Origin of the sequence: Streptomyces sp. NPDC057486 (assembly GCF_042802415.1) — a bacterium.
GTDB lineage: Bacteria > Actinomycetota > Actinomycetes > Streptomycetales > Streptomycetaceae > Streptomyces > Streptomyces yanii.
Window position 1 is genome coordinate 34,361 of record NZ_JBHVEE010000078.1, and the last position, 12,165, is coordinate 46,525.

The window sequence follows — 12,165 nt, forward strand, 5'->3', positions numbered from 1 at the left end:
TGTCTCTGAGGGTCGGCCGGGCAACCGGCCTGTGACGAACGTACTTATGGCGCCTTTAGCTGGCATCTCGGACGTATCGCCAGGGGGCCGACCGGGTGTACGCACGCCCCGCTCCGCCCGTCGATCGCCACATGACACGCCGTCAATACATGTAAAAATAAGCTTATTTGGCACATGATTAGGCCTTCTGGGCGACTTGATGACGTCCGATCACCCTGTCGGCAGCATGTCGCCCGGCCCCCGCACACCGAAAAACCTCACCCACCGCCCTGAACAGCCGTCACCGGCACCCCACCCCGACCACCCCGACCGACCACGCCCCTCTCGTGGACCAGGACGGCGTCGGCATGCCATGCACGTCCTGCGATCGCCACCATGGCCCGGGCCATCGACGGAAGAAGTCACCGGCCCGGAATGAAGGCGCAGCTCAGCCGGGCCATCGGCCAAGCGCCTGGCGGACCCATCGCTCGTAAGAGGTCACGTCGCTTCGAGCGCGCGTGTCTCTCACATCCCCTCTGCAGCAATGTGCTAGACAACTGCAGTAATCCGGTGCCCCACGCCGGACCCGCGGGACGGCCCTGATACCACGCCGATGGTGTCAGGGCCGTCGACGTTCGGTGAGGTCCGCCGACACGGTGGCGTGGTCGAACTGGATGACTCTTCTCGCCGGCACCGGCACGTCACCCTCGTCGCCGCCGCCCACCCCTTCCCGACCGAACATGCTCGTCATCGGTGGAGGCGACAACGGAGTGCCGCGTTCGGATACGACAACCACGACTCGACCTCGGCAGGATTCTATGAACGAGTGGCCTCGTAGTCGGGGAGTGCGGCCGGGGTGGTCCGGGTAGCCGGGCGCATGGTCAGGACCAGTACGGCCAGCCCGGCGAAGATGACCGCGGCGACGACACCCGTCACGTGCAGGCCGGCGGTGAACGCCTCCCGCGCGGTGTGCAACAGTTCCGCGCCCTGCCCGGCGGGAAGGCGCTCGCTGGCGGAGACCGCGCCGGCCAGCGAGTCGGATGTGCCGTCCGTCCGGCTGCGGTAGACCACCGCGGCCACCACACCGAGCAGCGCGAAGCCGAGAGAGCCGCCGAAGTAATTACCGGTCTCCGACATCGACGCCGCCGAGCCTGCGCGCTCCGGCGGTACGGACCCGACGACCAGCCCGGTACCCAGTGCGAACAGCGGACCGGTGCCCAGCGCCAGTACGGCGATGCCGATCATCACCAGCGGCAGGGCGCCCGCACCGTCGACGCCGACCAGTAGCAGGCTGCCCAGCGCCGACCCCACCAGCCCGCCGGCGATCGCGGTCGTCTGCTTCATCCGCCGGCCCAGCGCCGGCGCGGTCATGGTGCCGACCGCCACGCCCAGGCCCATGGGGGCGAACAGCACCGCCGACGCGAACGGCGAGTAGCCCAGCACGCTCTGCAGGTACTGGGTCACCAGCAGGCCCGTACCGGCCATGGCGATGCCGGCGAAGACCAGCGCGACGAGGACGGCCGTGAACGGGCGGTTGCGCAGCAGTCGCAGGTCGAGCAGCGGCGTCTCCAGCCGCAGTTGTCGGCGTACGAACAGGAATCCGATGGCGGCGCCGACGACGAGGGCCACCGACGAACCGGCCGGCTCGCTCTCGACGGTCAACTGCTTGATGCCATAGACCATCAAAAGTACTGCCACGAGCGACAGACCGACGCTGGCCAGATCCAGTCGGCCGGCCCGGTCGCTGCGGTACTCCGGCAGTAGGACCGGCCCGGCGAGCAGCAACAACGCCATCGCCGGCACGGCGACCAGGAACACCGATCCCCACCAGAAGTGCTGGAGCAGGAATCCGGCGAGTACGGGTCCGAGCGCGCCGCCGGTGAACTGGCAGGTCGCCCAGATCGCGATGGCCTGCCCACGCTGCCGTTCGTCGCGGAACATGTTGGTGATCAAGGCAAGTGTGGACGGCGCCAGGGTCGCGCCGGCGACGCCCAGCAGCGCACGCGCGACGATCAGTGTGAGCGGGTCGGCCGCGAAGGCGGCCACGACCGACAGCACCGCGAACGCCGCTCCGCCGATCATCAGCAGCCGTCGACGGCCGATCCGGTCGCCGAGCGTACCCATCGTGATGACCATGCCGGCCACCATGAATCCGTAGCTGTCACTGATCCACAGCTGCTGGACGTTGGTGGCACCCAGGTCGGCGCTCAGCCGTGGGAGCGCGAGGAGCAACGCCGTCATGTCCATCGCGACGAGCAATGTCGGCAGCATGAGGACGACCAGTCCCAGCCACGCCCGGTTGACTCGCATATCCGAAACTCCCTGTTCTCTCGACGTTTCGCCGGTTGGTCGGAGCGGTCGAGAGCTTCTTGACATCAGCACGGACGGAAATCTCTCGCGTCTGCCACGGTGGGGCGTCACCAGAAATGACGACCTCGCGATCCGGGCGATGCGATGGAGAAAACTCATGCGAACGTTCGGGCGGGGGATGTCAAGACGACGACGGCGGCTCCGACCAACCGGTCGAAGGGCCCAGCCGGGGCCCGCGAACCACGAGGAGTACAAGATGCAGTTCCTGATCAGCATGCACATCAACCCGGCCGTACTGGATGCGCTGACCGACGAGGAGAAGGCGGCGATCGGCGACGGCCACGGCAGGTTCATCGAGGCGGTGAAGAAGTCCGGCGAGCTGATCACCACGCAGGCGCTGGTCGATCCGTCCCAGGCCGCTGTGGTGTCCGTACGCAACGGCCAGCCGGTGGTGACCGACGGACCTTTCCTGGAGTCCAAGGAGTATCTGGGCGGCTTCTACCTGATCGACTGCGAGAACAAGGAGCGGGCGATCGAACTGGCATCGCAGATCCCGGACACCACGATCGAGGGTCTCGGGGTCGAGGTGCGGCAGGTGATGTTCGCTGACGGACAATTGGAGGCATGACAGCACGAGCCATCGAGGACCTGCTGCGTGAGCTCACGCCGCAGGTCCTTGGCGCATTGGTACGTCGGCACGGCCAGTTCGAAGGGTGTGAGGACGCCGTACAGGAAGCCGTCCTCGCCGCCACCGTGCAGTGGCCGGCCGAGGGAGTGCCGAACAATCCGCGCGGCTGGCTGGTGACTGTCGCGTCCCGGCGGCTCATCGACCAGATGCGCAGTGACCACGCGCGCCGCGAGCGGGAGTCGGCGACGGCCACCGAGGTGGTGCCCGAGGACGTACCGGACACCGACGACACGCTCGTCCTGCTGCTCCTGTGCTGCCATCCGACGCTGACCGCGGCCTCCCAGACCGCCCTGACGCTACGGGCGGTCGGCGGCCTGACCACTGCCGAGATCGCCCGCGCATTCCTGGTGCCGGAGGCCACGATGGCGGCCAGGATCAGTCGGGCCAAGCAGCGCATCAAGGCCACCGGGAGCTCGTTCAGCCTGCCGGAGGGCGCGGAGCGCGAGGAGCGACTACGGGTTGTCCTGCACGTGCTCTACCTGATCTTCAACGAGGGCTACACCGCCTCCTCGGGCAGCGAGCTGCACCGCGCCGACCTCGCGCACGAGGCGATCCGGCTGGCCAGGATGGTGCACACGCAGCTGCCCGAGGACGGCGAGGTGACCGGGCTGCTCGCGCTGATGCTGCTGACCCACGCCCGCCGGGAGGCACGTACAACCGCGGCCGGCGACCTGGTGCCGCTGGACGAGCAGGACCGTACGCGATGGGACCGCAGGCTGATCGACGAGGGCACCGAGCTGGTCAAGACGTCGCTGGCCGGCCCGGCGCTGGGGCCTTACCAACTGCAGGCCGCCATCGCCGCCACGCACGCCGACGCGGCGACGGCCGAGGAGACCAACTGGCCGCAGGTCCACACCCTTTACCTCATCCTGGAACGGATCGCGCCCAACCCGATGGTCACCCTCAACCGGGCGATCGCGCTCGCCGAGACCGAGGGCCCGTCGGCCGGGCTGGCCCTGCTGTCCACATTGGACAGGGACGAGCGGATGGCCGGGCACCACCGGCTGCTGTCCGTGCGGGCGCATCTGCTGGAGAAGACCGGCGACACGGCCGGGGCGTACGAGCACTACCGGCGCGCCGCGAAGTCCACCGCCAGCATCGCCGAGCAACGCTACCTGGAGTCCCGGGCCGGCCGGGTAGGAGCATAGATGCTGCCCCGATCCCTCCCCTGGTTCACACCCAGCTCCCGTGCACGGAGCTGCAGCAGGAAGCTGAGCGGTCCGACGCCCCGGCAACACCCCTTCGGGCGACGGCCCCGAATCCCGGTTCGGATCTGCCGGTGGCGGCTGGTAGGGGGACGATGGACACACTGAAAGCTATGCACGGGAGCCAGGGCGGCGAGGCTGTTCGCGCGGGCGGTGTGATGGACCTCTGAGGGGAAGGAGGGTCCGGCCGTGACAGAGGCCGACGGCCTGCTGGGCGACGCTGCGCCGGGAGCGGCTGATCCTTCGGCCGCTCCGGGCGGGCTGCTCGATGTGCTGGGTGTGGCCGCGGTGGTCCTGAACGCCGAGGGCCGGATCGCTCTGTGGAGCCCTCAGGCCGAGGAACTGTTCGGCTACACCGCCGGGGAGGCACTGGGCCGCAGCGCGATCCACCTGCTCATCGAGGAACAGCATCGAGAGCGGGTGACGTCGCTGTTCGCGCAGGTGATGGCGGGCTGCGGGGCCTGGGCCGGGGTATTCCCGGTGCGCCACAAGGACGGCAGCACCCGCCTGGCCGAGTTCCGCAACATGCGTCTCGAGGACGAGCACGGCCACCTCTACGCACTGGGCATCGCTTCCGACCGCGCCACGCTGCAACGGGTGGAGCGTGATCTGGCCTTGTCCATGCGATTGGTGTCGCAATCCCCGATGGGCCTTGCGGTCATGGACACCGACCTGCGGTACGTGCTGGTCAACCCGGCGCTGGAGCGCATCAACGGCCTGCCCGCCGAGCAGCACCTGGGCCGACGCGTCGGCGAGGTGCTGTCGTTCCTGGACGCCGACGCCACCGAATCGGCGATGCGGCGCGTGCTTGCGGACGGCGTGCCTCGGCTGAACCAGTTCACCACCGGCCGCACCGCGGCCGACCCCGGCACGGAGCACGCCTGGCGTGTGTCGTTCTACCGGCTGGAGGACGCGTCCGGACAAGTGATCGGACTGGCCACCTCGATCGTGGACGTCACCGAGCAGCTGCGGGCAGCTGCCGCCGCCGTCCGGACTCGGCGGCGCCTGGCCCTGATCGCCGACGCGTCCGCGCGGATCGGCACCTCCCTCGACCTCGAGGTCACCGCCCGGGAGCTGGCCGACATCGTCGTGCCGGAGTTCGCCGACATAGTCGCCGTCGACGTCCTCGACTCCGTGCTGGGGGGCACGCAACCCCACGACGACGGCGACACGGCGTCGTTCCGTGCGCTCGCGGTGAAGACCGCCTACCCCACGCCGGCAGTCCGGGCCGCCGACCCGGTCGGCGAACTGGCGAGTTACGACGCCACCCGGCTGGTCACGCAGAGCGCGAGATCCGCCCGCCCCGTCCTGGTGTCCCGCGTGCGGGAGAGCGACCTTGCCCGCATCGCCCGCGACGCGGAGGCCGCCACCCTGCTGAAGGAGGCGGGCCTGCACTCCTATCTCGCGGTGCCGCTGATCGCCCGCGGTGAGGTCCTCGGCGTGCTGGACCTCAAGCGCGCCCGCAATCAGCAGCCCTTCGACCACGACGATCAAGTCCTCGCTGTAGAACTCGCCGCCCGCGCGGCGGTATCCATCGACAACGCCCGCTGGTACCAGCGTCAACGCCGCGCCGTGCTCACCCTGCAGCGCCACCTGCTGCCCTCCGAGCCCGCTCCCAGGCCCGGACTGGAGATCGCCTACCGATACCAACCCGCTGCGGCGGCCGACGAGGCCGGCGGGGACTGGTTCGACGTCATCCCGCTGCCCGGTGAGCAGACCGCGCTGGTGGTCGGCGATGTGATGGGCAGCGGCATCAACGCGGCCGCGACCATGGGCCAGCTGCGCATCGCCGCTCGCACCCTCGCCGCACTCGGGCTGGAACCCGATGCCGTCCTCGCTCAACTCGACGACATCGCCGTGGGTCTGGACGGCGCCATGGCCACCTGCGTCTTCGCCGTCTACGACCCGCACCTCCTGCGCTGCCGCATGGCCACTGCCGGCCATCTGCCTCCCGTGCTGACCCGGCCGGGTCACGTGCCGAAATTGCTCGACCTGCCCACCGGAGCCCCACTGGGTGTCGGCGGCGTTCCCTTCGAGACGATCGAGTTCCATCTGGGTGTCAGCGACGAACTGGTCCTCTACACCGACGGGCTGGTCGAGACCCGCGACCAGGACATCGACGACCGCCTCCAGGCGCTCACCGACCTGCTCAGCACCCCCCGCCGTCCTCTGGAGGAGACCTGCGACCTCCTGCTGGGCGCGCTGCGCCACCGGGACGACCACGACGACGTAGCCCTGCTCATCGCCCGGACCCGACACATGCAGTCCGGACACGAGCCGTGAAGCCACGGCGCGGCGTCCTGACGGTCCCGTCCAGCTGCAGGGCTGCTCGTGGCCGAGGCGGCGCACGGCCTCCTCTGCAGCCGTGGTCCGTAGCCGCATACCTACGACGCAGAGGGCATACCCACCCTCCCGCGCAGGCGGGGCAGGCACTCGGTGGGCGCCTCGTCGGTGCGGCAGCGGAGGCAGGCCTCCGTCGGGGGCAGGGTCGGTCCCGGTCGGTCGGGTCATCAAGGCAACATGGAGGTCATGAGGGCTTCCCCTTCGGACGTGGCGAGTGCGGTCCGAGGCCCCACTCGGTCTCCGCGCTCACGGTCCGGCGGCGTCGCTTCGAAGCTTCGGCGCAGGGCCGCGTTGACAGCGGTTGGCAGTCGACGTATCCCGGAATCTGAGGGTGAAAGGCACGTTCGAGGCCGAAACCGGCCGGTGCGGATGCCGACCGCGATTCGCCGGGCCCGGACGCCGCGCCCCGGGCGCCGCGGAGCAGCCCCGGCACCTGCCCGACGAGGAGCATGGAGAAGGAGCGGGATCATGGCACGCTCGATCGGTATCGACCTCGGTACGACGAACTCTGTCGTCAGCGTTCTGGAGGGCGGCGAACCGGCTGTGATCCCGAACGCCGAGGGCGCCCGGACAACCCCGTCCGTTGTGGCATTCGCCAAGGGCGGCAACGTGCTGGTCGGCGAGGTCGCCAAGAGGCAGGCGGTGACCAATGTGGAGCGCACCGCCCGGTCGGTGAAGCGGCACATGGGTGAGGCGGCCTGGCGGTTCCCGGACTCCGGCAGCGTGGACGGGAAGCGCTACACCGCGCAGGAGATCTCCGCGAGAGTCCTGCAGAAGCTCAAGCGCGATGCGGAGGCCTATCTGGGTGAGGACGTGAGCGACGCCGTGGTCACGGTGCCCGCGTACTTCAACGACTCGCAGCGCACCGCCACGAAGGAGGCCGGGGAGATCGCCGGTCTCACGGTATTGCGGATCGTGAACGAACCGACCGCTGCGGCCCTGGCGTACGGTCTGGACAAGGAGAGCGACCAGACGATCCTTGTCTTCGACCTCGGCGGCGGCACGTTCGACGTGTCCCTCCTGGACATCGGCGAGGGCGTCGTCGAGGTGAAGTCCACCAACGGCGACACCCACCTGGGCGGCGACGACTGGGACCAGAGGATCGTCGACCACCTGGTGAAGCAGTTCAAGAACAACTACGGGGTCGACCTCGCCAAGGACAAAATGGCCGTTCAGAGGCTGCGCGAGGCCTCGGAGAAGGCGAAGATCGAACTGTCCGCGGCGACCGAGACGACCATTAATCTTCCCTACATCAGCGCCTCCGCCGAGGGCCCGCTGCACCTCGACGAGAAGCTCACGCGTGCCCAGTTCCAGAAGCTCACCGCGGACCTCCTGGAGCGCTGCAAGAACCCGTTCCATCAGGCCGTGAAGGACGCTGGAATCAAGGTCTCCGGCATCGACCACGTCATTCTGGTCGGCGGCTCCACCCGGATGCCCGCCGTCACGGGACTGGTGGAGGAGCTGACGGGCAAGGAACCGCACAAGGGTGTGAACCCGGACGAGGTCGTCGCGATCGGCGCGGCCCTGCAAGCCGGTGTCCTGAAGGGCGAGGTCAAGGACGTCCTGCTGCTGGACGTCACCCCGCTGTCCCTGGGTATCGAGACCAAGGGCGGCATCATGACCAAACTGATCGAACGCAACACCACGATCCCGACCAAACGCTCGGAGATCTTCACCACGGCCGAGGACAACCAGCCGTCCGTCCAGATCCAGGCCTACCAGGGCGAACGCGAGATCGCGGCCTACAACAAGAAGCTCGGCGTGTTCGAGCTGACCGGCCTGCCCCCGGCCCCGCGCGGCCTCCCGCAGATCGAGGTCAGCTTCGACATCGATGCCAACGGCATCATGCACGTCGCCGCGAAGGACCTCGGCACCGGCAGGGAACAGAAGATGACCATCACCGGTGGTTCCGCGCTGCCCAAGGACGACATCGAGCGGATGATGCGCGATGCCGAGGCCCACGCGGAGGAGGACCGCCGCCAGAAGGAGGCCGCCGACACCCGTAACAGCGCCGAACACCTCGTCTACACCACCGAGAAGCTCCTGGCCGAGAACACTGACAAGATCCCCGCGGACGTCAGGACGGACGTGGAGAACGCGCTGGCCGACGTCAAGGAGAAGCTCAAGGGCGACGACACCGCCGCCCTCCGTTCCGCCGTGGAACGAGCAGCCACAGCTGCTCAGAAGATCGGCACCGCCCTCTACTCGCAGGCCCGGACGGATCAGCCCCCCGGTCCTGCTGCCGACGCCGGACAGGGCGGCGAGGAAGAAGTCGTGGACGCGGAGATCGTGGACGACGACACCGCGAAGGGAGGCACGTGATGAAGCAGCCGGCCCGGCCCCCGCGTCCGGATCTCCCACCCCTCGTGGTCATCCGCGACCGCAGGAGCATCGATCCCGTCGCTCTCCGGCCCCGCCGACCCGAAGGTCAGGAGGCCACACCGTCGGCACACACGGCGGCGACGGCCGGCCCACCGGTTGCCGGCAGGTACGCCGCCCGCAGTCCGTCCGGCCCAGAGGACCGCATCCGGCAGCTGGAGGCGGACCTGGCCGAGCGCACCGAGGACCTGCAGCGGGTCAAGGCGGAGTACGACAACTACCGCAAACGTGTACGGAGGGACCGCCTCGCGATCCGGGAGGTGGCCGTCGCCAATGTCCTCGCCGGGCTGCTGCCCGTCCTGGACGCCATCGACCGGGCCCGCGCACAGGGCCACGTCACCGGTGGCTTCCACCGAGTCGCCGGGATTCTGGAGTCCCACCTCGCCGCGCTGGGCCTGCACAGCGTGGGCGAGGCAGGCGAACCGTTCGACCCCCACATCCACGAAGCCCTCACCTCCACCACCGCCTCCGGCACCACCGGCGCGACCTGCACCGAGGTGCTGCGCCCCGGCTACCGGGTCGGCGCACACCTGATGCGCGCGGCACAGGTGGCCGTAGCCGAGCGGCCGGCCCTGAGCCCATCCCCGCCCCGCTGACCAACGGCGGGACTTGCGGCCTCACCGCGACACGTGACCGGCCTACCGGTGGCGAGCCGAGGGCTGCCGTTGTCGGCGGAATGGAACACTCACCGGCTGCCGGGCTGTCCGGCCCCGGTCATAGCTCCCACTCCGCGTCGACGTAGCCCATGGTCCGGTTCATGGCGATGGCATTCGCGTTCGCGGGGTGATGGAGAGTCCGGACCGTGGTTACGCCACACAGCTCCGCGAAGCTCAGACCGAACGCCTTCATCGCGACGGAGATGCCACGGCCGCGATAGCCGGCTCTCACACCCGTCATCTCATTGAAGACGAAACCGCTGTGTTTCGACGACGCGGACATCCCCACCCATGTGTCGCCGTCCAGAGCGATCACAATGCCGCGTGGATCATAGGACGGGACCTCGATCCGCTGCTGGACATATTCGTCGAATGTGTAGAACTCACCCCTGTCCGGGATGTCGGCGGAACACTCCTTGTTCAGCTCATAGAGTGTGCGGCGATGATCGGGGGTGTCACCCAACGCTGCCAGCGTGGTCAATCGGATGCCGGCTCCGCGACACGCCGACAGATACGGTTCGAACCGTTGCACAGGGCATGTCGTCAGATCGAGTTCGAGCTTCACCCACTGGTCAGCCATGCGCTCCCCTTCGCTCCGGCATGATCCATTCCCACTCATCCTGCTGGATCGAGCGGGTGGCGGGCAACGCCGGGTCCCGTGGATCAGCTGCTCGGCCTGGCCGCAGACCGCTCGCGGAAGCGACCACTCGGTGCGCGTGGACGGTTCCGGGACAGGACCCGAGTACGGCTGTTCAACGTCCGGTCTGCATCGGTACGCGCCGTCGCCACCGGCCGGGCGGTCCACGGGACTTCACAGCGCGCCGTACAGCCCGGGAGCAACTCGGTCCCCGAGCCCACTGCGGGGCTGCCCACGCCGCTCGCGCGTGATCGCACGGGCGGGCTGCGGGCCACTGTATGCGCGCCGATGTACTGGGAGGTCTGCGCTACGCGGCCCGGCTCGACGAGTGACTTCCGCAGGCGCGTCCCTGGTCGCCCGGGAACGCCGCGCTGCATGTCGGGCTCCGCGGAGCGGTCGGCGCGGAGGCGGGCAAGCGGGGTTGTCACCTCCCGGATGGCCCCCCGGTCGGAGGGCCGGTGGGGGCAGGACATAGCGTGTGGGGTGGAGAGTACTAAGCCAAGCCTTACTTCCAATGCTCTCTGCCCGCGTTCAACCGCCCCATGGAACGAAGGAACAACAGCCCCATGACACGCCCTGTCCGCGTCGCCATTGTCGGAGCCGGCCCCGCCGGCATCTACGCAGCCGACGCGCTGCTGAAATCCGAGTGCGCACTGGACCCGGGTGTATCGATCGACCTGTTCGAGCGCATGCCCGCCCCCTTCGGCCTGATCCGTTACGGAGTGGCCCCTGACCACCCCCGGATCAAGGGCATCGTCACCGCGCTGCACCAGGTACTGGACAAGCCGCAGCTGCGGCTGTTCGGCAACGTCGACTACCCCCATGACATCGGCCTCGACGAACTGCGCTCCTTCTACGACGCCGTGATCTTCTCCACCGGCGCCGAAGCGGACCGCCCCCTCGACATACCGGGGATCGACCTCGACGGCTCCTACGGTGCGGCCGACTTCGTCTCCTGGTACGACGGGCACCCCGAGGTGCCGCGCACCTGGCCGCTGACGGCCGAGAAGGTCGCCGTTCTCGGGGTGGGCAATGTGGCCCTGGACGTGGCGCGCATGCTCGCCAAGACCGCGGACGAGCTGCTGTCCACGGAGATCCCGGCGAACGTGTACGAAGGCCTCAAGGCGAACAAGGCGCTGGAGGTGCACGTCTTCGGGCGGCGCGGTCCGGCGCAGGCCAAGTTCTCCCCGATGGAGCTGCGGGAGCTGGACCACTCCCCCAACATCGAGGTCATCGTCAACCCCGAGGACATCGAGTACGACGCGGGATCGGTCGAGACACGGCGGGGAAACAAGCAGGCGAACATGGTTGCCTCCACCCTGGAGAACTGGGCCATCCGGGACGTGGGCGACCGGCCCCACAAGCTGTTCCTGCACTTCTTCGAGTCCCCGGTCGAGGTTCTCGGGGAGGACGGCAGCGTGGTCGGCCTGCGGACGGAGCGGACGGAGCTGGACGGCACCGGCAACGTCCGCGGCACGGGACGATTCACCGACTGGGACGTCCAGAGCGTCTACCGGGCGGTCGGGTACTACTCGGACGAACTGCCGAAGCTTCCGTTCGACCCCACCTCCGGCACGGTCCCTCATGTCGCCGGACGGGTTGTCGAGGGTGCGGAGCCGATGCCCTCGGTGTACGTCACCGGTTGGATCAAGCGGGGACCGGTCGGCCTGATCGGCCACACCAAGGGCGACGCCAACGAAACGGTCGCCTGTCTGCTGGAGGACCGGGCCGCGGGCCTGCTGCCGGCCCCGACGCAGCCTGATCCGGACGCGGTCGTCGCCTTCCTCCAGGCGCGCGGTGTCCGCTACACCACGCGTGACGGCTGGCACCGCCTGGACGCTCACGAGCAGGCTCTCGGTGCGGAACAGGGCCGTGAGCGCATCAAGGTCGTGGAGCGCGGCGCCATGCTGGAGGCGTCCGGAGCCTGACCGTACGGCTGCGCCGCCGGTGGTCCCCCCGGCAGGGACC

At 69.0% G+C, this 12,165-nt stretch carries 9 protein-coding genes; 6 read left to right on the forward strand and 3 right to left on the reverse strand.

Going from position 1 to position 12,165, the window contains the following annotated elements; translation table 11 throughout:
• Window positions 1-598 precede the first annotated feature (598 nt).
• Window positions 599-730: a hypothetical protein gene (locus ACFU6I_RS30220; RefSeq protein WP_384372389.1), complete on the reverse strand. Its 132-nt coding sequence runs from the start codon at window positions 728-730 to the stop codon at window positions 599-601.
• A gap of 65 nt (window positions 731-795) precedes the next feature.
• Window positions 796-2,289, reverse strand: a complete 1,494-nt coding sequence (locus ACFU6I_RS30225) for an MFS transporter (RefSeq protein WP_384372391.1) — start codon at window positions 2,287-2,289, stop codon at window positions 796-798.
• Window positions 2,290-2,545: 256 nt separating this feature from the next.
• On the opposite strand from ACFU6I_RS30225, the gene ACFU6I_RS30230 reads away from it, so the two are divergent.
• From ACFU6I_RS30230 to grpE, 5 genes are all read left to right on the forward strand, one after another.
• Window positions 2,546-2,917 carry a YciI family protein gene (locus ACFU6I_RS30230; protein WP_384372393.1) on the forward strand — a complete coding sequence of 124 codons (372 nt, stop codon included), beginning with the start codon at window positions 2,546-2,548 and terminating at the stop codon, window positions 2,915-2,917.
• Window positions 2,914-4,125, forward strand: a complete 1,212-nt coding sequence (locus tag ACFU6I_RS30235; protein ID WP_384372395.1) for an RNA polymerase sigma factor — start codon at window positions 2,914-2,916, stop codon at window positions 4,123-4,125. The genes ACFU6I_RS30230 and ACFU6I_RS30235 overlap by 4 nt, the downstream gene beginning before the upstream one ends.
• A gap of 246 nt (window positions 4,126-4,371) precedes the next feature.
• Window positions 4,372-6,465 carry a SpoIIE family protein phosphatase gene (locus tag ACFU6I_RS30240; RefSeq protein WP_384372397.1) on the forward strand — a complete coding sequence of 698 codons (2,094 nt, stop codon included), beginning with the start codon at window positions 4,372-4,374 and terminating at the stop codon, window positions 6,463-6,465.
• A 528-nt stretch (window positions 6,466-6,993) separates the two neighbouring features.
• Window positions 6,994-8,847 (forward strand): molecular chaperone DnaK, encoded by a 1,854-nt coding sequence (gene dnaK / locus ACFU6I_RS30245; RefSeq protein ID WP_384372399.1) that lies wholly within the window; start codon window positions 6,994-6,996, stop codon window positions 8,845-8,847.
• The gene (grpE, locus tag ACFU6I_RS30250) at window positions 8,847-9,500 is read left to right on the forward strand and encodes a nucleotide exchange factor GrpE (protein WP_384372401.1); all 654 of its coding nucleotides are present in this window, start codon (window positions 8,847-8,849) and stop codon (window positions 9,498-9,500) included. Before dnaK ends, grpE begins: the two co-directional genes overlap by 1 nt.
• Window positions 9,501-9,618: 118 nt before the next feature.
• Here grpE and ACFU6I_RS30255 read toward each other — a convergent pair whose 3' ends face one another.
• Window positions 9,619-10,140 carry a GNAT family N-acetyltransferase gene (locus ACFU6I_RS30255; protein WP_384372403.1) on the reverse strand — a complete coding sequence of 174 codons (522 nt, stop codon included), beginning with the start codon at window positions 10,138-10,140 and terminating at the stop codon, window positions 9,619-9,621.
• Between the two features lie 623 nt (window positions 10,141-10,763).
• On the opposite strand from ACFU6I_RS30255, the gene ACFU6I_RS30260 reads away from it, so the two are divergent.
• Window positions 10,764-12,125 carry an FAD-dependent oxidoreductase gene (locus tag ACFU6I_RS30260; RefSeq protein ID WP_384372405.1) on the forward strand — a complete coding sequence of 454 codons (1,362 nt, stop codon included), beginning with the start codon at window positions 10,764-10,766 and terminating at the stop codon, window positions 12,123-12,125.
• The last annotated feature ends 40 nt before the right edge of the window (window positions 12,126-12,165 follow it).

Bases quoted from the DNA above. Each gene is read 5' to 3' on its own strand.
- ACFU6I_RS30230 (WP_384372393.1), top strand. From the start codon at position 2,546: ATGCAGTTCCTGATCAGCATGCACATCAACCCGGCCGTACTGGATGCG.
- ACFU6I_RS30225 (WP_384372391.1), bottom strand. From the start codon at position 2,289: ATGCGAGTCAACCGGGCGTGGCTGGGACTGGTCGTCCTCATGCTGCCG.
- ACFU6I_RS30235 (WP_384372395.1), top strand. From the start codon at position 2,914: ATGACAGCACGAGCCATCGAGGACCTGCTGCGTGAGCTCACGCCGCAG.
- ACFU6I_RS30260 (WP_384372405.1), top strand. From the start codon at position 10,764: ATGACACGCCCTGTCCGCGTCGCCATTGTCGGAGCCGGCCCCGCCGGC.
- grpE (WP_384372401.1), top strand. From the start codon at position 8,847: ATGAAGCAGCCGGCCCGGCCCCCGCGTCCGGATCTCCCACCCCTCGTG.
- ACFU6I_RS30255 (WP_384372403.1), bottom strand. From the start codon at position 10,140: ATGGCTGACCAGTGGGTGAAGCTCGAACTCGATCTGACGACATGCCCT.
- ACFU6I_RS30220 (WP_384372389.1), bottom strand. From the start codon at position 730: ATGACGAGCATGTTCGGTCGGGAAGGGGTGGGCGGCGGCGACGAGGGT.
- dnaK (WP_384372399.1), top strand. From the start codon at position 6,994: ATGGCACGCTCGATCGGTATCGACCTCGGTACGACGAACTCTGTCGTC.